18 protein-coding genes are annotated in these 20,229 nt (G+C 43.7%); 10 read left to right on the forward strand and 8 right to left on the reverse strand.

Annotation, left to right across the window (positions count from 1 at the left end):
- Window positions 1–187 precede the first annotated feature (187 nt).
- The 3 genes from ant(6) to G358_RS0113515 form a co-directional block, all read right to left on the reverse strand.
- Window positions 188–1,042 (reverse strand): aminoglycoside 6-adenylyltransferase, encoded by an 855-nt coding sequence (gene ant(6), locus G358_RS0113505; protein WP_019637767.1) that lies wholly within the window; start codon window positions 1,040–1,042, stop codon window positions 188–190.
- 147 nt (window positions 1,043–1,189) lie between these two features.
- Window positions 1,190–1,750, reverse strand: coding sequence for an NADPH-dependent FMN reductase (locus G358_RS0113510; RefSeq protein ID WP_019637768.1), 561 nt, complete (start codon window positions 1,748–1,750; stop codon window positions 1,190–1,192).
- 135 nt (window positions 1,751–1,885) lie between these two features.
- On the reverse strand, window positions 1,886–2,596 hold the full coding sequence (locus tag G358_RS0113515) for a DsbA family oxidoreductase (protein WP_019637769.1): 711 nt from the start codon (window positions 2,594–2,596) through the stop codon (window positions 1,886–1,888).
- Between the two features lie 160 nt (window positions 2,597–2,756).
- Between G358_RS0113515 and G358_RS0113520 the strand changes: the two genes are divergently transcribed.
- Window positions 2,757–3,338 carry a TetR/AcrR family transcriptional regulator gene (locus G358_RS0113520; RefSeq protein WP_019637770.1) on the forward strand — a complete coding sequence of 194 codons (582 nt, stop codon included), beginning with the start codon at window positions 2,757–2,759 and terminating at the stop codon, window positions 3,336–3,338.
- A 189-nt stretch (window positions 3,339–3,527) separates the two neighbouring features.
- On the opposite strand, the gene G358_RS0113525 is transcribed toward G358_RS0113520, so the two are convergent.
- The 4 genes from G358_RS0113525 to G358_RS0113545 form a co-directional block, all read right to left on the reverse strand.
- Window positions 3,528–4,436, reverse strand: coding sequence for a hypothetical protein (locus tag G358_RS0113525; RefSeq protein ID WP_019637771.1), 909 nt, complete (start codon window positions 4,434–4,436; stop codon window positions 3,528–3,530).
- Window positions 4,437–4,452: 16 nt separating this feature from the next.
- A complete protein-coding gene (gene yqeK, locus G358_RS0113530) occupies window positions 4,453–5,022 on the reverse strand; it encodes a bis(5'-nucleosyl)-tetraphosphatase (symmetrical) YqeK (RefSeq protein WP_240480024.1) in 570 nt (189 codons plus the stop codon).
- Between the two features lie 291 nt (window positions 5,023–5,313).
- On the reverse strand, window positions 5,314–5,652 hold the full coding sequence (locus G358_RS0113540; RefSeq protein ID WP_019637774.1) for a hypothetical protein: 339 nt from the start codon (window positions 5,650–5,652) through the stop codon (window positions 5,314–5,316).
- A 181-nt stretch (window positions 5,653–5,833) separates the two neighbouring features.
- Window positions 5,834–6,355 carry a P-loop nucleotide/nucleoside kinase family protein gene (locus tag G358_RS0113545; RefSeq protein WP_019637775.1) on the reverse strand — a complete coding sequence of 174 codons (522 nt, stop codon included), beginning with the start codon at window positions 6,353–6,355 and terminating at the stop codon, window positions 5,834–5,836.
- A 174-nt stretch (window positions 6,356–6,529) separates the two neighbouring features.
- Between G358_RS0113545 and G358_RS0113550 the strand changes: the two genes are divergently transcribed.
- From G358_RS0113550 to G358_RS0113590, 7 genes are all read left to right on the forward strand, one after another.
- Entirely contained in the window at window positions 6,530–7,465 is a 936-nt protein-coding gene (locus G358_RS0113550; protein ID WP_019637776.1) for a LytTR family transcriptional regulator DNA-binding domain-containing protein, read from the forward strand.
- Between the two features lie 289 nt (window positions 7,466–7,754).
- Window positions 7,755–8,600, forward strand: coding sequence for an ABC transporter ATP-binding protein (locus G358_RS0113555; RefSeq protein ID WP_019637777.1), 846 nt, complete (start codon window positions 7,755–7,757; stop codon window positions 8,598–8,600).
- On the forward strand, window positions 8,597–9,310 hold the full coding sequence (locus tag G358_RS0113560) for an ABC transporter permease (RefSeq protein WP_019637778.1): 714 nt from the start codon (window positions 8,597–8,599) through the stop codon (window positions 9,308–9,310). The genes G358_RS0113555 and G358_RS0113560 overlap by 4 nt, the downstream gene beginning before the upstream one ends.
- An 86-nt stretch (window positions 9,311–9,396) precedes the next feature.
- Complete coding sequence (secA2, locus tag G358_RS0113565; RefSeq protein ID WP_019637779.1) at window positions 9,397–11,691, forward strand: accessory Sec system translocase SecA2; 2,295 nt, start codon at window positions 9,397–9,399, stop codon at window positions 11,689–11,691.
- A 49-nt stretch (window positions 11,692–11,740) separates the two neighbouring features.
- Window positions 11,741–12,031, forward strand: coding sequence for a zinc-binding dehydrogenase (locus tag G358_RS0113575; protein WP_157274367.1), 291 nt, complete (start codon window positions 11,741–11,743; stop codon window positions 12,029–12,031).
- Between the two features lie 122 nt (window positions 12,032–12,153).
- The gene (locus G358_RS0113580) at window positions 12,154–13,272 is read left to right on the forward strand and encodes a GNAT family N-acetyltransferase (protein WP_019637782.1); all 1,119 of its coding nucleotides are present in this window, start codon (window positions 12,154–12,156) and stop codon (window positions 13,270–13,272) included.
- 779 nt (window positions 13,273–14,051) lie between these two features.
- Window positions 14,052–14,849 carry an SDR family oxidoreductase gene (locus G358_RS0113590; RefSeq protein WP_019637784.1) on the forward strand — a complete coding sequence of 266 codons (798 nt, stop codon included), beginning with the start codon at window positions 14,052–14,054 and terminating at the stop codon, window positions 14,847–14,849.
- A gap of 195 nt (window positions 14,850–15,044) precedes the next feature.
- Here G358_RS0113590 and G358_RS0113595 read toward each other — a convergent pair whose 3' ends face one another.
- A complete protein-coding gene (locus G358_RS0113595) occupies window positions 15,045–15,734 on the reverse strand; it encodes a Dph6-related ATP pyrophosphatase (protein WP_019637785.1) in 690 nt (229 codons plus the stop codon).
- A gap of 296 nt (window positions 15,735–16,030) precedes the next feature.
- On the opposite strand from G358_RS0113595, the gene G358_RS0113600 reads away from it, so the two are divergent.
- Both G358_RS0113600 and G358_RS0113605 read left to right on the forward strand, forming a co-directional pair.
- Entirely contained in the window at window positions 16,031–18,976 is a 2,946-nt protein-coding gene (locus G358_RS0113600; protein ID WP_019637786.1) for a glycosyl hydrolase 115 family protein, read from the forward strand.
- A gap of 284 nt (window positions 18,977–19,260) precedes the next feature.
- Window positions 19,261–20,229, forward strand: coding sequence for an AAA family ATPase (locus tag G358_RS0113605; protein WP_019637787.1), 969 nt, complete (start codon window positions 19,261–19,263; stop codon window positions 20,227–20,229).

The following is a 20,229-nucleotide window of genomic DNA, read 5'->3' on the forward strand; positions in this document are numbered from 1 at the left end:
GATCATCGGGTCGGCTCCCCCGTCTCGCCCCTCTAGCGGTACTTTTTTTATATAGTAGAAAAATCGTTTCAAAATAAAGAGAGCAGTTGAACATCCAACTGCTCTCCAGAAATTTATGCTCCAGCACATGTTCGACTTTGTGCAACAGGGCTTCCTTTTCATATACTGTGGGGGATGGTGAGAGGAATCACATCAATGAGATGTTGATACCTTCCATATACTTGGTAATGGCTTTATCGTAATCTGGATACTGATATCCGAGACTTTCTGATACAGCTTTTGAGTATGTTCTAAATAACTCATAACAAGTTAATAAAGACTGCCACATTTCCTGATACCCATTCCCAGAATAGGTTGATAGGAGCTTTTCCCAATCTTCTTTTGGGAGGTAACGATCAATAAATTTATAGTTCTTTCCTACACTAAAGGTGTATCCTTGCTCTGATCCGATTTTCCAAGCCATCATTCTCAATAAATTAGGTCTTGCAATCTCGTTTAGATGATCGATAGCGAAAAGTATTTCTTTTCTCGCTAATCCTTTTACTACATAAGTTGAAACCATCCAGAACTCATTACAACAATCATCAAATTCTCTTGCAGTTGGCTTTTTAATCCAATATTGACGATCATTTGCGATCACTTTATTTTTGATCAGAGTATCCTTATCGAGCAATACCTCAACTAAACCGTCACTATTGGTAAAATAATGACCCACTTCGTTAATGGGAATCAGTGTTAGATCTATTTTAGTTCCATCTTCAAAAAGCATTAAATATGAAAACCAATTACCTAATTCCGGCGGAAAAAGTTCCATATCCTCGGGTTTTTGCATCAAGATACGATTCCCAAAAACATGAAGCCATTGATCATTCTCTTTGAAAGAATCAATATCTGTTACAAAGTAAGATATGTCATAATCTTGGAATATATCCGGAGGTATATTTTTGTTTGTACGTGACCCTTCCAAAGTGACCAATCTAATTTTGTCCTCATTCATAGCAAAATCTATAAGGATCTTCATCATTTCCCGTTCACTTCTCATACGGTAATCCTCCGAAATGTTTTATTTGAAGCGGCATCAACTCCAATCTCTACTTTACCACTATCTGTAAAGCGGCAATAAGCCTGAGGCTAATTTAAACATATAAAAACGAGGGGGAAGGAGTCCTCTTCCACCTCGCTGTAAGAACTAAGCTCTAATTGTCTTCAATGCTGTAGACCAAGCAATGACATCATCCAACAGTTTGTGAACTGTTTCTTGATGAAATGGTGCCGGATTAAACTTAACCATATCCTGAAAATCGGTAAACAAACTTAAGCCAACATGCGTTCCTACTGTTGCCACTTTGGGTACAGATAAAATTAAACGCAAATCGTTTGCCGCGGTAACACCAAGCGAAGAACCATAACTGACAATTCCGGCTGCTTTATTGTTCCACTCAACATATAAATAATCAATAGCATCCTTTAAACCAGATGTAATCCCTCTGTTGTATTCTGGAGTTACAAAGATAAATCCATCCAGTTCACTAATTTTTTTGGACCACACTTTTGCTTCTTCAGCTTGATAATCTTGTGACATGATCGCGGGGATAGGTTCATTGAATTTTGGCAGATTATAATCCTTAATATCCACTAATTCAAATTCTGCATCTGTTCTTTCATCCGCGATGGATTTCACCCATTCGGATACTTGTAAATTGACTCGTGAGTCTCTTGTACTTCCAGTAATAATACCAATCTTAACCACGTTAATTCCTCCTAAAAGTGTTATAAATAAGCGCCAAATTTTACCCTTTATTTGCACAGAAGACACCATGTATTTTCTGCTTAACAATTGAGTTTGAACATGAACCGTCAATAGGTTTGTTTCATTTTCTGAACTTTAGATGAAACAGCCGTCAGGCCCACAAACGCCATCCGTTGAACCAAGTTGTTGTAACTTAGGTTTCAATCCTTCTTCCTCTGCGATTTGTTCTAATGCATTTTCAAAGGTATCCTGAGACTGGGCGCCCGAAATCGTATATTTATTGTTAATTACAAAATAAGGGACACCCGTCACACGCAACCTTCTTGCTTCACTCTTATCATTTTCAACTTCAGCTAAATAAGCATTATCATCTTCCAGAATTCCCCTCACAGCCTTTTCATCAAGACCAACGTCCTTTGCTAAAGCAAGGAGTTGTTCATTGTCAGGAAGGAATTTATTTTCAGTGAATACAGCGTAAAAAATTCGTTCTTGATATTCCATTCCTTTACCCATCTCTTGAGCGTATTTTCCGACGCGGTGGGCGTTCAATGTACTTTGCCACATCATATTGTCATAGCGATAGTCGAGATCTAGACTTTTTGCTCTTTGAATTGTACCTTCCACCATTTCTCGTACTTTCGACACAGGCTGTCCAAATCGTTTGCTCAACCCCTCCAACATTGTTGTCGTAGGGGAAGTGGCTCCATCAGGAACTAATTCGTAGGCTTTATATGTGATTTTAACTTGATCTTTCAAGCCGGTGGCTTCTAAGGCATGTTCTAATTCACGCTTTGCGATGTAACAAAATTGACATACATAATCGGTCCAAGCTTCAATTTTAATCATCCTGAAATCCCTCCCTAAAGCGGTTTGGCTTAATTTATCATTTGCCTTACAATTAAATCTTAAGCAATAATGAATAGGATCAACACCAATAGTTCCATCGATTTGTTGTTTATACAACACATTGATGAAATTGTTTAAAAAGTAGGAGGGACAACATCACATGACTCAATCAAAGACGGATCCCCGCATATTACGTACTCGAAAATTAATAATGGATGCTTTTATAGAACTTTCAGGTAAAAAAGAGTTTAAGGATATTACCGTAAAAGATATTACAACTGAGGCTACGATTAATCGAGCCACATTCTATTATCATTTTGAAGATATATATGACTTATTGGACAAGGCATTATCAGAAGTATTGTTAGTTGATTTGCATTGTGATGCATACGAAAATATCGAATTAAATGAAGAAGCGTTAATTAACATTTTCAAAGTAATTACAAACTTTCAACAATCATTATCCAACCGTTGCCATAGAGGATACGAAGATACCATTGCCCGTATTATTAGGGAACAGCTTGAAATCATCTTTTATAAAATGTTGTTAAACCAACATCCAACTGAAAATGAGCAAACTCTGAGGCTTACTGCCGTTATGTTAAGTTGGGGAATGTACGGGGCATCTGTAGAATGGCGAAGAAATAGCAAGACGATTCAGCCAGAGGGATTTATCCAATCAGCCATTCCTTATATCATTTCTGGGATTGATTTTGGCTCCAAAACTAAACAAGTAACGTAGAGTTTAGTTGTGTTAGCGATAAAGAATTGGCTAGCAGAGCTCCTATTTTCGGCCGCCCTCGCCGAGAACGAATATCTGATGGGAGAAATCAACTGGCCGGAATAAGAGATAGCTAAAACACCCGTCGACTGTAAGGTCAGACGGGTGTTTAATGCAAGTTTAGGTTGTGATAAGAGCCACTCCTTTAGTTCATGATAGGCTTAATAATCCGGTGACCCACTTGTAGCATTCTCTGAGTTCATCATCAGTTACATAATCTGAGCGGTGCTCGAACATAATTTTGACTTCGTGATTCTCCTGGTTAATCATTCGCAAATATTCTTCTATTGGTGCCCAGCCATCATGTGGTTTTAAGCTAGGTAGAACGGGTTGGCGACTTTTTAAAATAGTACCAGTATCATCTATTTGAACATTTGACAAGTGAACGACCCCTGCATACTTGGCATACTGCTTGATGACCGATTTTGAATCAAAATTGGGGTCAATCCGATCCTGTATATAAAGTCTTGCAGTATCTAAGCATAGTTTGATATTGTTGTACTTCTCTAATAATCGGTGCAAGTAATCTTCTCGATAGATATACTTATTTAAAGCGTCAAATTCCAAAATAGGTGTAAAATTATATTCTTTACCTTTGCAGGAAAGCCATTCGAATAGGTAATCACTCTTTTCTTTGAACTCGTGATAAGAATATAAGCTCTCGTAATCATATTCGCTTCGATCCGTAAACCGCCAACTGCTCCAATCGACTCTATCGTCTAAAATAACAGGCTTAGGATAATGAAAAAGGATATAACTAGGTTTTAAAGTGATTAGATAATCAAGCTCTTCTTGAATAATATGAAAGGCTTGTGTCCGGGTTACATTATCAGTGGACAGGAAAAGTGCATCTCTGATATTCGAAATCCCAGCTCTTAATGGAAAGTGAATACCAATTCGGAAGTCATCCTTCACCGACTCTTTCAATAAGTTTATCGCATCGTCGTTATGTTCAAATAGGCAAGCCTCTATCCCATAGAATCCGTTAAAAAAATCCCGGTGATACTTGGTATAGTCAAAGGTACCATATTGTCCAATCATGAATCTGCTCATATTCATTTATATATTTACCCTTCTATGTATTTTTAATAAGATGTAATAACTCTTCTCGGGCACTAACTAGCCAAGGGTGAACTAGCTTAAGTTTTGAACGCTGTTCCCAGATCGTGTCCAGGTAAATGAGAACGGCTTTGTCCAAATTACCATCATCAACACATCTCCTTATTTCAAGCAGGTAAAGATGCTCTCCAGGCATGTCAAAGGAGATTTTATCGGAGATAAACAAGATTTTATCAATAAGAGATGCTTGAGCTTTTAATGTTGTGTGACATTCAATCGCATTTAAAATATCACTGTTTTTTATCAAAAAGATATGTTCCGCCATAGCTTTGGATAATTTTTGATGAATAATTCGAGAGTAGCTGCGCTCGTCATCTAGGATAGGGATGCCGAGTTCATCTGCTGTTTGTAACATTTGCGTGACAGGAATGACATTACTTATATCATGAAGGAGAGCAGCTTGCTCTAATACAGCCGGATTTTCTCCGTAGAGGTTCGCAATTCTCATCGCTTCTTCTGCCACTTTACGCGTATGAGTCAATGTTCGTATGTCGTCATGTAAGCTATAAAAATCTGCAATATCCAACGATAAGTTCTTGGTTAAAGTAAAGCCAGTCATATACGATTGAAGGACGGCATGCCTTATACTAAATTCCCCCTCAATTTCTGGAAGTCCATTTCTCAATATTTTATGATTATTTTATTTATTTGTAAATTGAAGGGGATTAGCAGCAACGATTGAGGCTGGGATTCGGCGAAGCTTATCAGCTCTATGGCCGCTTTTTTCGTTTCATTATTCTGTTCTATGTGGTGGAGCAGGCCATGCTTTTTTGTCTATTATTAATTCATTCCCATTTGAATATCTATCAGTGTTATTTCATTGTTTTGTTTTAAGGCACTGTCCATTTGAGAGTATGAGTCGGCCTGCCTGTTTTGATTGATAGGTACGGGCAATAGACAACTTGTGGGCACCTACATCAGAAATTACGATAGTCTTTTCAGTAGCATTTTTTTCAACAACCGTTAAGATATTCTCTATAGCAAGTGACAGATTTTCTCTCACATCTAAATCAATTTGATAAGCTGTCTTAATCTGTTCCTTTAGATTTCCAATCGGAACCCATGGTCTAGATGGTATATCCAGTTCATTAAGTTCCTGAAAAATCTCATTTAAATTACCAACCAATTCTCCCTTCACGGGGTAATGTTCATCCATGAAAAAAACCTTCTATACTATGGTGCGGTGAGCCGTATCATAATTTTTCGACTCAATATCCGATTTATCCCCTTCATGTTTTCACAACCTCCATTCACAATCAATTACATATTCATTATGATTGTGGGAATTGGCCGATTTAGACCCAATTATCATGAATTGCAAGGAAATTCTGGCATATTCAAGAATGTCCCAAAATCAAAGACTCGGCTTGATTGACCAATATTTCTTTATCCTGAACTGTATCCAATATTATTTCACCTTCAAGAAGCTCAGTAGTGGCGTCTTTATAATGTTTTTTGAGCTCGGCTAAATTAGTAATCAATTGATTAGGTAATGGATTAATGCTTCGGTCAGTAAGTCTTTCAGACCAAATGGATTCATCACTGCAGATGCAATGGAACACCTTTAATTCCCCGCCTCTATTCTCAATCCAACCCTTCAACTTTTGGGCGTCATGGAAATGATTTAAACCAAAGTCAAGTATGATTGCCGCTTTCGAATGGATTATTGTTTCTAAAAACCGGTATAGAAATTCAAAGCATATTTGATTCCTTAAATCATGCTCAGAAACATAACCAGCAACCGAATCATATATATCATCCTTATGTAAGACAGGTATATGAAGTCTCTTTCCCAGCTCGTCTGATAAAGTAGATTTTCCGGTGCCAGCTTTGCCTCTAAATAAGATAATTATAGACATATAGCCACTCCTTTGGTTTATGATCGTCTTTAAAGTGCCTCATACTAATTTCCCCTTCAGCTTCTAGATATCCCCTTCTCGCCGTTAGGCTTTTCTATAGAAAACTGACAAAAGAGTATCCCAACATTTATAATTGTAATATATACCCTACGGAGAACCAATTAGGAGGACGGCATGCAATTTCAACCAGTTTATTATGATGGGGAGTTATTTCTACCGAAGATCGAATTAAATATGACATCGAACCAATCGATTGGCATTATAACGGACTTGAAGCGAAAGCAGCTGTTAATGAATCAATTAGTGAATCATTCTGAGTATTATTTATTTCGAGCTGGGCAAAGCGAGTATATGCGTTTAACGGTGGAGGAGCTCATCACTTTTCTAATCAAAGTAACGGAGAGGAATGAGCGTGTCGCTTCGTTAATGGATTATTTTGCTTTAAAGGAAGAACGGAAGGTAAAAATCAAGGATCTAAGCTCATCGAAAAGGATGTATGTGACATTGCTGCGTGTCTTTTTTGCGCATCAGCCTACACTTGTATTGGAGGAGCCCTATTTTTACTTGGAAGAAGAGGATCGTCGTCATTTTAAACGGATTTTAGATGACGTTTCGAGAGAAAAGCAGGTTTTAATTTTAACTTCGAATTTAGAGGATGCCATGATTTCCTGTGATACCATTTATCGATTGAACGAGCTCGGATTTCATCCATTGGATATTCGGGATTCCGAAGAGGATAAGCAGGAAGTGCAGGAACAAGATCAGGCCAATATCACCTTGCAGAAAATTTCTACGAAAAGAAATGACAAAGTGATTTTATTTGATCCGCCTGAAGTCGATTACATAGAAAGTATAGAGGGTTCGATCCTTGTTCATGTGGGTGGAGAAAATTATGTCTGTGCATTGACGTTAACCGAGCTCGAGCAGAGATTGTTAAATTTCGGATTTTTCAGGTGTCATCGATCCTATATCGTTAATTTGCAAAAAGTAAGAGAGATTATTACATGGACGAAGAATAGCTACAGCTTGCGATTAAATACAGGCAAAAATACCGTGGTTCCGTTATCCCGTGCAAAATTGCAGGAATTAAAAGCACTTCTTAACATTTGAAATGTTTGCGTAGCAAACATAACTTCGAAATCATACGCCAGTTTGCGAAGCAAACATAGCTTCGTAAGCATCTGCCAGTTTGCGAAGTAAACATAGCATCGCAAGCATATACCAGTTTGCGAAGCAAGCATAACTTTGTAAACATCTGCCATTTCCGGGGAAATATCGAACTAATCAAGCATTCCATAGTACCATTCAGGCGATAACAGCTACATTTCGGCGGATTTAGATGGCTGGAAGCAGGCAATCTTTATATATTTAAGCCATCGACTCTAAGGAAGTGGTGCGAATGGATGTTATCCAGGTAGAACATATTCGCAAAAGATTTGGAAATAAGGATGCGTTAGCGGACGTGTCTTTTTCCATTCCGAAAGGGGAAATTTTTGGTTTCCTAGGTCCGAGTGGTGCGGGAAAAACGACACTAATTAAGATTTTAACGGCGCAATTAAATCCGACAAGCGGACAGGCAAGTGTATTTAACCAGCCAGCCGAGATGATGCATCAGTCTGCCCAGAAGATGCGCTTTGGCATTTTGACGGATAACAGCGGTCTATATGAGAGATTAACGATTGAGGAAAATCTGGAGCTGTATCGTAAGCTATATGATCTTCCTAAATCTTCGATCGATAAGGTGCTGCAGTTTGTTAACTTAAGCGGAGAGCGCAAAAAGAAAGTCAATCGCTTATCAAAAGGGATGCGTCAGCGTGTCATGTTGGCATGCGCGATTATCCATGAGCCGGAATTATTATTTTTAGATGAACCTACTTCGGCTTTAGATCCAGTAAACTCAGCCCATATTTATAAAGGCTTACGCTACTTAAATGAGAAGGGCACAACGATTTTTTTAACTACACATGATATGGCTGAGGCAGAATTGATGTGCAATCGTGTAGCGATTTTATATCAAGGACAAATCCAAACCATCGGCTCACCCAAGGAACTTAAAAAACAGCATCGGGAAAACGTAGTTTGTGTTGAATTAATCAGTGGGGAAGCCTACGAGCTCCCGATCGATGAGGGAACGGCTGATCAAATCGCCGATTGGATGAAACGAGGATTAATTGATCGAGTAGAAACGAAAGAGCCCAGTCTAGGTGATATCTTTATTAAAATAACAGGAAGTGAGTTACTATGAGTTTCTCATTAAAACGTACCAGAGCAATATTTGTGAAGGATTACAAAGAGTTTTCACGCAATTATGCCGTCTCTATTATGTTAATTTTCCCAATTATATTCGCACTTCTTTTTCGAGGTGCAGGCCAATTATTGCCTGGAGCTGTCGGCTTTGTCTTTAATGCTTCATTTGTGATACTAACGTGTTTTGCACAAGCCTGCTTGATTGCAGAGGAAAAGGAGCGCAACACTTTACGATCATTAATGATGACTCCGGCCACAACCATGGATGTTTTAATCGGTAAAAGTTCGTTAGTTTTTGTCATGTCTGCTGTTGTTCTGGCTATTTCTACATATATATTAGGCTATGAGCCAGCAAGTATATGGGCGTTTGTGGCAGCAACCATTCTTTCGATTATTTTATACACCGCAGTCGGGACGATATGTGGTTTATACTCCAAGACGTTGCTTGACGCATCATTATCTATAATTCCTGTGGCGATCGTATTTACTGGGGGACCATATGGAGGAATGTTACTAGCGGATGACTTTCCGATTTTCAAAGTGCTGGAATATACATCAACTATTCAACTTGTTCGTTTGCTTGATATACGCAACGCAGGCTTTACGATGGGAGATTTATTAAAACCCCTCCTCATCATTTTGTCATGGACGGTTGTATTAACGATTATATCTGTTGCTTTGTATCAACGACGGTTAAAGGATGAGTAGAAAATAATCTCGCTATTGTTATAGAGTTAATTTTACTTTAGCCGCTATAGAATCGCGTATTTCTACCGAGGAGGGATCAAATTCCGATGAATTTAGCCGTCAAGTGGATGCAAGAATTCAAGGACCGCGATAACCGGCTTAAGCTGAAAGGCTATCGGGACAAAGTAAAGCTCATCCGAGAACGGAATTTGGAGGCTTGGGACGATCAGAGGCTGCAAGCGGAATCTCTCCGGCTGAAAAAGGAAGCGAAATCGGGAACGCCTTTGGACGAGCTGCTTGCCGATGCCTATGCGCTGGTGTGCGAAGCAGCGAAGAGAACGCTCGGATTACAGCCCTACGATGTCCAGATCATGGCAGCCATCGCTCTGCACGAGGGATTTTTGATCGAGCAGCATACCGGCGAAGGAAAAACGCTCTCTGCGGTTATGCCTGCTTATCTAAATGCGCTAACCGGCGAAGGCGTTCATGTGCTGACTTTTAACGATTATTTAGCAAATCGGGATGCGGAGTGGATGGGCCCGATCTATCGTTTCCTCGGGTTAACGGTAAAATCGGTGCAAGCGGGCATGAGCTTGTCTGAGAAACGGGAAGCGTACGCCGCGGATATCACCTATGTTACGGCCAAAGAGGCGGGATTCGATTATTTGCGCGACACGATCGCACTGGACGAAGCCGATACCGTGCATCGTCCTTTCCACTACGTCATCGTCGACGAAGCGGATTCGCTGCTTCTCGACGAAGCGCGGGTGCCGCTAGTCATCGCCGGCGAGCCGGGCTCTTCCGGCCATGACGGCATTCGTTTCGCGGAAGTGGCCAGGCAGCTCGAGCAAGATGAGCATTACGACTTCGACGAGTTTCAGAGGAACGTTTATTTGAATGAAGCAGGCGCTGCGAAAGCGGAGGCGCTGTTGGGATGCGGCAATTTGTACGATAGCCATAATAGTCATTTCTTATCGTCGTTAAATTGCGCGCTGCATGCGGAATCGTTATTGAAAAGAGACGTCGATTACATCGTCCGGGACGGTAAAATCGAACTGATCGACGAATACACCGGCCGCGTGGCGGAGAACCGGCATTTGCCAGACGGGCTGCAAGCCGCGCTTGAAGCCAAAGAAGGGCTGGAACCCTTACCCGGCGGGAAAATTCTCAGTACGATCACCCTTCAACACTTCCTTAGCCTATATCCGAAGATTTGCGGAATGACGGCTACTGCGCACGTTTCTGCGATGGATTTCGAAGCAATATATGCACTGCAGGTCGTGCGAATTCCGCCAAACCGGCCAAACATACGGATCGACCATCCGCACCGGATTTATACACACAAAGAAGCCAAGCTTAAGGCGCTTGTACAAGAAATCTCGTCCGTTCATAGGGCGGGGCGTCCAATTCTCATTGGTACGTCAAGCGTCGAAGAGTCTGACATGCTGGCGGAGGCGCTAGCGGCTGCAGGCGTACCTTGTCACGTTTTGAATGCGAAAAACGACGCAAAAGAAGCCGAAATCATCGCCAAAGCGGGAGAAATCGGCGCCGTGACGGTGTCTACGAATATGGCGGGACGCGGCGTCGACATTCGGCTCGGCGGCGGCAACCCCACGCAAGCAGCAGTTGTCGCCAAGCTGGGCGGGTTGTACGTCATTGGGACGCATGTGCACGAAAGCTTGCGGATCGACGACCAACTGCGCGGGCGGTCCGGCCGCCAAGGCGACCCGGGAGCTTCCGTATTTTTCGTAAGCTTGGAGGACGAGTTAACGCTTCAGTTCGGCATCGATAAAGCGATTCCGCCCGCCTATCGCGATCTCAGACAGGATGAGGCTCTCGAAGAGTCGGTGCTCCGCAGTAAAATCGTGCATATTCAGCGCGTTATTATGGGCCAGAACTTCCATATTCGCCAGGAACTGAACCGTTATTCGGATATGGTGGAGGAACAGAGGCGTATTTTATACGAGGAGCGGCTCAGGATCTTGAAAGACGAGACGACGATGAGCCCTTCGGAGCGGCGAGTAAGGCTATATTTTATCGACAAGTTCTGGGCTGACCATCTGGCATACGTTTCTTACATTCGCGAGAGCATCCATTTGACGAGCCTTGTTAACCGCAATCCGATCGACGAATTTCATGAGCAAATCATCCAAGCCTTCGCGCAAATTCCGGCTAAAATAAATCGGGAGTCGGCGAATATGCTTGAGAAGCTCGGAGGTTCGAATGATCCGGCGATGTGGGAAAAGCTCGGTCTGAAGAGCCCTGCTTCCACTCGGACTTATATCATCAACGATCAATACATGGAGTACTTGCAGAACCCCAGTTCATGGGGCGCAGGAACGATCATCGCTTATTGGATGCGCAAGATGTTGAGGCCGGTTTTCGGGTGGTCCAAATTTTGATCGGAATTATGGACAAAAGCATCTTGCATGCGGGATTAGCATTTCAGCTATGGTTCTTGCTGAATGCGGCAAAGAAGCACGCTTGGGATGGTTGAAGACAACCCTATTATCGATTGTCGGTCACAAGCTTACAACATACGAGAAAAAGACTCTGACGAGCTATCATTTCTTGTTTATGAAGCCTAGCGGAGCGCAGCTGGAGAAGATTAAGGAGCTAATGGAAAAGGAGAGTATTATTCCTGTTATTGATCAGGTGTTTAAATTTGCAGAAACACCGCGAGCCTTGGAATACCTTGAAGGCGGAGGAGCTAAAGGAAAGGTCGTCGTTTCCATAAAGTAACACACGGTAACCAGTTCCTTGTCGATCACTACCGCGCTGTTGGGAAGGATATTGAATATGTTTCTAGCTGGAAGTATAGTTTAGGAAGATCGTTTAATCTTTAGACTGAAAGGATAGGGCACATGACTAAATACAGAATGGCAACTCAGAATGAGCGTGATGAATGTATAGATTTAGCAAATTATTCTTTTCACTTAGATTTTGAAACCCTGATGCCCAAAGTGTATGGAAAGAACGCAGATTCTTCAGCCATGCATAAGGTTGCTGTGGATGAGAAAGGCAGGCTGCGCGCACAGGTGGCTGTTTTACCAGAGCCTCTAACGGTATGTGACTATATTCTGCGAACCTGCTATTTGGGTACTGTATCGGTCCATCCACGGGCGCGTGGCGAAGGGCATATGAAGGCACTCATGGACCTGTGGCTTGGAGAACTGCGTAATACGTGTGATATGGTTGTATTATTTGGCCAGCGACAGAGATATGAGTATTTTGGCTTCACTCTCGGCGGTGTAAAGTTCAAGTATTTCGTGGGAGAGGCCAACGTGCGCCATGGTTTAAAACATGTGAACGACACAGGAATATCTTTCTCCCCGTTATTCGAGATTGAAGGAGCAGAAGCCTTTGCACATAGCATAAACACATCGCGGCTTGCTTATATTGAACGTGATGCACAGCAATTGCCACTTATTTTCAGCACCTTCCATCAAAATGCACTGGGTGTCCTGGATCAAGGTCATTTGATTGGGTACCTCATCCTAAACGACGCTGGCGATGAAATATCTGAATTCGCGATGAAAAATACGGACGATATTTTGCGGACGATTAAGGCTTATATGGTATACAGCAGAGCAGAGCGGATATCTATTTATACGCCAGAATATGACATTCCTCTGAATACAACTCTTGGCAGCATTGCTGAAGACTATGTTATCGAAACATCTGATATGTATCATATTGTAGATTTTGCAAATGTATTGAAGGCTTATCTTACACTTAAGTTTAAAACTACAGGAATTGTGCATGGGGAATTCTCCGCAGTTATGGACGGTCAGCCGATTACTGCACTAGTGGATGCGAGTGGTGTGACTGTTGAGCGGTCTGCTAAGCCCGATGCAGTTGTCCTTGATAAGCAGCAGGCTCAGGCGCTTCTGCTGACACAACACAGTCGTTATATGTCTGTTACTGCGCCCGTAGGATGGTTCCCGTTGCCTATATTCTGGTACAAAGTTGATAAATTCTGATTGGAAGCTGATGCAGAACTTAATCCAGTCAAGCAACTTTATCTTTAACAGATTAACATTAAGGGAAAGAGTTCAGTCTGCTATCTCATTGGAAGAGTATATGAATCTATTGCCAGTATATCTGAAGAAACAGCAGTTACTTCTGAAGAAATAAGTGCTACAATTTGCGTCAAAATGATTCTGTTCGAAAATTCATACTGAATCGTTATTTTTTTGCCAATTTGAGCAATTGTATATGAAATTTCATATAGAAATCATAGAACTAAATGTTTGAAGGATAATTTAGTATGATTTTTCGACTTTGTTAAAATGGAGTGCGGATGGAAGTAGCCATGGGGGTTAAGGACTGGGTGAAGATGAAGGGAAAGAATGAGTGGTACGGTGGTCTGGGGAGAAAAGAATGGCTGCTTCAACATGAGAGGTCTTCTAAATAAGGGACATCGGCTGAACGAGCAGTATTTTACATTAATCCTTGATGTGATTTTAAGTTTATTCTATAATCCAAAATATGGAGATGAAGGAAAGGGGACTCGCAGTCTAATGTGGACATCCTTGTAATGGTTTGATTGAATCCGATCGCATGAATCTGGTAATGGTATGCGCCATTGCTCCGGTTCATCATGCCGATCTTCAACCATTTCAAGGAACGCGAGCAACCGTTCGAACTACCTGTTGCGCGGATACTTGGGTATCCGTTTTTTTTATTTAGTGACGGGATGAATCCATCTCCAAACCTAGAACGGCACTCTCGTCTCCTCTTAACGGGAGGTATATCGCAAATGACCAGATTACAAAATAAAATTGCCATCATTACAGGGGTAAGTCGTCCAGGCGGTATTGGTGCTGCGATTTGCCGGGCATTGGCTAACGATGGCGCGAGCCTGTTCTTTACACATCTGTATGATTACGAGAAAGAATTTTATCCAAACGTTGCTGATGAGCATTGGCCCGATTCTTTCGCAGGAGAACTGCGGCAATTGGGTGTTCAAGCTGCACATATGAAATTGGACCTCGCCGTGCCGGGTTCCGCATCCAGTTTGTTAGAGGAGGTCCGGAAGACAGTGGGTCTTCCCACGATCCTCGTCAATAATGCAACGTATAGCGTCGATGCTGATTTCCGCCAATTAAATGAGTCCCTCATCGATGCTCACTGTGCCGTAAACATGAGGGGGACCTTCATGTTGTCCGCCGAATTCGCACGCATGCTCGAGGCGGAGACAAACACTCGCTCCTCTAATCGTGTACTCGGCGGCCGGATCATCAACCTCACTTCTGGCCAAGGGAAGGGCCCAATGCCTGGTAATCTTGCCTATGCAGCGACAAAAGGGGCTATCTCTGTTTTTACCGAATCACTAGCCGCAGAGCTGGCACCGCTTCACATTACAGTCAACGCGGTCGATCCCGGTCCTACCGACACTGGCTGGATGTCCGAGGAGGTGAAGACAGCACTGCTGCCACAATTTCCGATGGGCCGGGTCGGTCTCCCGGAAGATGCGGCCCGATTGATCGCTTTTCTGGCCAGCGACGATTCCCAATGGATTACCGGTCAAATCATTCATTCCAGGGGCGGTTTTTAAGAGAATCTTCCTAAAGGTTAACTGCAGTTCAAGAAAAACGAACTCCATAAAGGGCCATCCTCCGCGGATGGCCCTTAAACCACGAAGGATGGCCCTAAAACTTGCTTACGAGATCTGTTTATAGATATGGGGTTATTGCTTGTGGCTACTCTCACTGCCGCTTCCTCAGCGCAGTGATTGAACCCCACCCCAAGTTCACTCCGTCAGCTCCAGTGGCAGGAAAGCATACTCTCCGTTGCAAATGATCTTGCCTTTGCTTACGGAAATTGGCTTGTTGAATATGGGGCCATCGATGACGGCCGTATGGAACTCCCCACCCTCTCCGCAGGGGTCGATCCCGCGAGCTTCGAGCTCCTTCACATAATCCAGAGTCAACACGCGCCCTAGATCTGCCTCTTTCATGCCTAACGATACATTCACTGTCACGATAATTGTAATGAATCCAAGCTGAATGAATTCTTCGACAACGTCCCGGTGATTCATTTCCCATAGAGGCATGCCAAGCTTTAATCCAGCAATTTTTGTTACTTTGTCGTGCCAGCACCCGTGCTCAGGCATGTCAAGGTCTCCGGTTACTAACGCCTCTGCTCCTTGATCTTTAGCGTTTACCAGCAGCCGTATAAAGTTTTCTTCGTAACTTGCCCAGCTTGAGGCTGCGGTATATAGGGGTAAACCTATAGACTCCGCTTGAGCCTGCAAGAATGCTGGAGGCAAGCCATGGGACCGGGAGCGGTCCCCTTCATCTTCTAACATCACGATAAGTCCAACGGCTTCTCCAGCCTTCATCGCTTTGTATAAGGCTAGTGTGCTGTCCTTTCCTCCGCTAAAGGAAGCTATAAATTTATGTCCACGAGCGCCTGTTTTCCAATTTGAAGCTTCGGTCATTCCTCTCATTCTCCTTTGGCAGGTATGATTTTATTTTTTTAGGTTTGATAAAAGGGAACGGAAAGTGATAGAGCCTTGCTATCCGTGCACGAATATCATGTTCGATATTGCCGCATAAAAATCCCCTATAAAGAGCTTATAGGTGAAACAAGGAGTTTGAAAGCGAAATTTGTGGAATTTGCAAACCTTTTTCTTGAATTGGTATATATCTTTTAACAACAAATCTATGTATACTTTGCTGTAATTAAATGAAAAAAAGCATAAGCGGATAAAAAAGCAACGGAAAGGAAGTTACTATGGGAGCTACTAGGCAATTCACGATTTCTCAAGAGATGCTTAGAAATGTAACCGCTTCAAACAGCAGTGCATCCATGTCAGGCGCATTATTTTACCGGGAAGAGGAAGCTTTTAGCGGCGTAAATAAGATCGCCCAAAAGGTGATGCATGATGTGGAGCTGGTATTTGGTTATGCACCGCAAGCCACGACAGACAGTAGTCAGCTGGGGAAGAATGCAATTTTGTATGGGACCGTGGGCCACAGCCCCATGCTGCTTGAGCTTGAAGAGAGACAACGGATTAATTTATCAGAAATCCGGGGAAAGAGGGAAGTATTTTTATTCCAGGTCATTGATCGCCCCTTTGAAGGTGTCGAAAAAGCTTTGGTCATCGCCGGCAGCGATAAACGCGGTACGATCTACGGTCTGTTTCATCTGTCGGAGCAGCTTGGAGTTTCTCCATTGGTGGACTGGGCGAATGTGAAGCCGCAGTGTAAAGCATCCTTTTCTTTAGATGAGGATTTGAAATATATCTCTAAGGAACCCTCTGTTCGTTTTCGCGGCTTTTTTATCAATGATGAATGGCCGGCGTTTGGCAATTGGACCATGAAAAATTTCGGCGGGTTTAATGCGGAAATGTATGAGCATGTATTTGAACTGCTGCTGAGACTGAAAGGGAATTATCTCTGGCCTGCGATGTGGTCAGCCCGTTTCTATGATGATGGCCCTGGCCTGGCTAATGCGGAATTGGCGGATGAATATGGCGTCGTTATGGGGGCGTCCCATCATGAGCCTTGCTTGCGGTATGGAGAGGAATATAAATATCTTCGCGGAAAAGATTCGCCTTATGGGGATGCGTGGAACTTCATTGCGAACCGGGAAGGGATCACAAAATTCTGGGAAGACGGCCTGAAGCGGAGTGGTAAATTTGAGAGCGTGATTACGGTCGGGATGCGGGGCGAAGCGGATACGGCCATCATGGGTAAAGAAGCTACGCTGGCGGACAATATCCAGCTGTTGCGGGAGGTATTGCAGACCCAAAACCGGCTAATTCGGGAACAGATCCATCCCAACCTTTCCGAAGTGCCAAGAATGCTGGCTTTGTATAAAGAAGTGGAGCCGTTCTTTTATGGAGACGAGAAAACGCCAGGATTGATCAACTCCAAGGAACTGGAGGACGTCATTCTGATGCTCTGCGACGATAACCACGGCAATCTACGGACCTTGCCAACGGAAGAAATGCGCAGCCACAGGGGCGGGTATGGCATGTATTATCATTTTGATTATCATGGCGGGCCGATCTCTTATGAATGGATTAACAGCTCTTATCTCCCGAAAATCTGGGAGCAGATGACGATGGCCTACGACTTTGGCATCCGTGATCTTTGGATCGTCAATGTGGGCGATATTGCTACGCAGGAATTCCCGCTATCCTATTTTCTTGATCTGGCCTATGACTTTGAAACGTGGGGAACCCAGGCCATCAACAAGACGGATCTATACACGAAGAAATGGATTCACAAGCAGTTTGCCGGCGTGTTCCATGAGGATGAGATGGAGAAGATCTTTGAGCTGATGGCAGGTTATACCCGGATTGCCCATCAGCGCAGACCTGAACATATGAATTCAAATGTGTATCACCCGGTAAATTACAAGGAAACGGATGATATGCTGCATCGAATCGATCACCTGTTAGAGCTGGCGAATGAGCTGGTTGAGACGGTGGATGAAGCGAATTTGCCGGCTTATTTTGCGCTAGTCTACTATCCAGCAGCCGGGAACCTTAATTTGCAGAAAATGTGGCTGCTCACAGGCAAAAATCATCACAAAGCCAAGCTCGGGGAAATGGAAGCCAACAAGCTTGCGGAGCAGATTCGAGAATGCAGGAAGAAAGATAGGGAGCTTGTGGATCAGTTCCATACGATGGATCATGGCAGGTGGTACGGCATGGGGCTTTCCGAGCATATTGGCTTTACGCAATGGAATGAAGACGAAGCTCAAAATCCGATTCTTATGCATGTTTTGCCTGCGAATAAACCTAGATTATTGGTCACTGTTGATGGAACGACGCAGCGGAGTGAAGGAAGCGCTTGGCATATCAATACATTAGTAATGAATGATTTTTTACAGCCGGATGTGGAGGAAGCTTCATTTACGATTTCCAGCATCAGCGATCTTCCTGCGGAGTATAAGATTACCTGCAATCATTCGTGGCTGACGTGTTCCAGCACGAGCGGGAGCCTGGACGGAAAAGAGAAAACTACGGAAATCATACAGGTGAAAATCGACCGCAGCGCGATGAATGGCGAGACCGAAGGCCATATTGTTATTGTAATGCCGGTAGGCACCTGTACAATAATGGTAGTCGCGTCCAACGATGATTTTAATGAACTGCCGAACATGACCTTTATTGAGACGAATGGGTATATTTCCATAGAAGCTGAACATTATGCTCTAAACAAGGAAGCCGCCAAGGAGAATGGGGCAGTAAGCAGATTTGAAGTGATTCACGGATATGGCAAGACCTTATCAGCGGTGAAGGCCTTTCCAACAACAGAAGACTTTACGGCCGGTGAAGACGCCCCTTATCTGGAATATCATCTCTGGGTACAGGAAGGCGGGGCTTATGAGGTGGAGCTCTATATGCAGCCGTCTAATCCAGTGACAAATGAAGGGACGTTATTGTGCGGGGTCCAGGTCAATGAGGAAGAGATCAACGTAGTCAATACACTTCCTGAGGGCTATCGGGTGGATGACGGCAATTGGGCCAAAGGCGTGCTTGATCACATTCGCAGGCACAGCACGGGAATCCGCTGCCGGGAAGGGTTAAATACATTAAGGGTTTTTGCCGTAAGTCCAGGGTTTGTATTGGAAAAACTGGTCATTTATCCAGAAGGAAAGAAACCTGCAGACAGCTATCTGGGACCTGCAGAGACCTACTTTGTAGGTAAAAAAGGTAAGCTGTAGCACTATGACTACCTGTATTATTCCCCCTACAAAAATTGTCTAATTTATCGAGGGCAGTACAATGAGGCAGCTGGCATTTTTAATGATGAGCTGCCTCTTTAATATTACAGATCAGCCTTTGTAGCCAATGGAGGAATGCGGCCCATTAGATTTCTTAGTAAGCTTCTATATATAAGCACACCATGTCGGTACGTGGCATCATAAATAGAGGACATAGCGGGCTTTTTGTTATAATAGTAGAAGGAAAAAATATACATAACTCTAGTTATTAAGGCGGTGGAATGATGAACTTGCAGGAAGCGGTGTCAATATCGAAGCGGATTCACACCAATATCAGCCAAGTGATCGTAGGGAAGGAAGAAGTGATTGAACTGTTGCTGGCTTCCTTGTTCGGCAACGGACATGTGCTGCTGGAGGATGTGCCTGGGACGGGTAAGACGCTGATGGCCAAGGCTCTGGCCCGTTCACTGGACGGACAATTTAAGAGAATCCAATTTACCCCTGATTTATTGCCCTCTGATCTGAGCGGAATTAATTTCTATAACCAGAAGACAAGTGAGTTTGAGTTCAGACCTGGCCCTGTGTTCACTCAGGTGTTGCTGGCCGATGAGATAAACCGGGCCACGCCGCGGACCCAGTCCAGTCTATTGGAATGTATGGAGGAACGGCAGGTAACGATAGACGGCGTGACCCATGAGCTGGTCAGACCGTTCTTCGTTATGGCGACTCAGAATCCGATCGATAACCAAGGAACGTTCCCGCTCCCTGAAGCTCAGCTTGACCGCTTCCTGATGCGTATTGAGGTCGGTTATCCTTCGCTTGAGGAGGGCGTAGACATCCTGCAACGGTTCCAGGTACAGAGCCCGCTGCAGGAGTTAGGCCCCGTAGCTGCGGGTGTGGAAGTTGCTGCTGCGCAGCGGTTTGTGGCCGGAATCAGCGCGTCCAGGGACTTATTGGAATACATGGTTCGTCTTACCGAGGCGACCCGGAGACATCCGGATGTGAGGCTGGGCGCAAGTCCACGGGCGAGCAGTGCTTTGCTGCGTGCCTCGCAGGGGATCGCTCTGCTTCAAGGCCGCGATTATGTCACACCGGATGATATCAAGCGGGTTGCCGAGCCGGTGCTGGCCCATCGTCTGCTGGTGCGCCGTGGACTACGCCCTGATGATCAGCAAGGAGATGCTGTAGTGCGTCAAGTGCTTAGTGAAGTGGAGGTTCCTGCGGAGGATGTACGGGCAGGAAGAGGGAAGTAG

Origin of the sequence: Paenibacillus fonticola DSM 21315, assembly GCF_000381905.1 — a bacterium.
GTDB classification, from domain to species: Bacteria; Bacillota; Bacilli; order Paenibacillales; family Paenibacillaceae; genus Fontibacillus; species Fontibacillus fonticola.

Coding starts and splice junctions, on each gene's coding strand:
- G358_RS0113550 (WP_019637776.1), top strand. CDS start 6,530: ATGCAATTTCAACCAGTTTATTATGATGGGGAGTTATTTCTACCGAAG.
- G358_RS0113515 (WP_019637769.1), bottom strand. CDS start 2,596: ATGATTAAAATTGAAGCTTGGACCGATTATGTATGTCAATTTTGTTAC.
- G358_RS0113545 (WP_019637775.1), bottom strand. CDS start 6,355: ATGTCTATAATTATCTTATTTAGAGGCAAAGCTGGCACCGGAAAATCT.
- G358_RS0113575 (WP_157274367.1), top strand. CDS start 11,741: ATGGTTCTTGCTGAATGCGGCAAAGAAGCACGCTTGGGATGGTTGAAG.
- G358_RS0113600 (WP_019637786.1), top strand. CDS start 16,031: ATGGGAGCTACTAGGCAATTCACGATTTCTCAAGAGATGCTTAGAAAT.
- G358_RS0113595 (WP_019637785.1), bottom strand. CDS start 15,734: ATGACCGAAGCTTCAAATTGGAAAACAGGCGCTCGTGGACATAAATTT.
- G358_RS0113580 (WP_019637782.1), top strand. CDS start 12,154: ATGACTAAATACAGAATGGCAACTCAGAATGAGCGTGATGAATGTATA.
- G358_RS0113555 (WP_019637777.1), top strand. CDS start 7,755: ATGGATGTTATCCAGGTAGAACATATTCGCAAAAGATTTGGAAATAAG.
- G358_RS0113520 (WP_019637770.1), top strand. CDS start 2,757: ATGACTCAATCAAAGACGGATCCCCGCATATTACGTACTCGAAAATTA.
- secA2 (WP_019637779.1), top strand. CDS start 9,397: ATGAATTTAGCCGTCAAGTGGATGCAAGAATTCAAGGACCGCGATAAC.
- G358_RS0113560 (WP_019637778.1), top strand. CDS start 8,597: ATGAGTTTCTCATTAAAACGTACCAGAGCAATATTTGTGAAGGATTAC.
- G358_RS0113590 (WP_019637784.1), top strand. CDS start 14,052: ATGACCAGATTACAAAATAAAATTGCCATCATTACAGGGGTAAGTCGT.
- G358_RS0113540 (WP_019637774.1), bottom strand. CDS start 5,652: ATGGATGAACATTACCCCGTGAAGGGAGAATTGGTTGGTAATTTAAAT.
- G358_RS0113525 (WP_019637771.1), bottom strand. CDS start 4,436: ATGAATATGAGCAGATTCATGATTGGACAATATGGTACCTTTGACTAT.
- G358_RS0113605 (WP_019637787.1), top strand. CDS start 19,261: ATGAACTTGCAGGAAGCGGTGTCAATATCGAAGCGGATTCACACCAAT.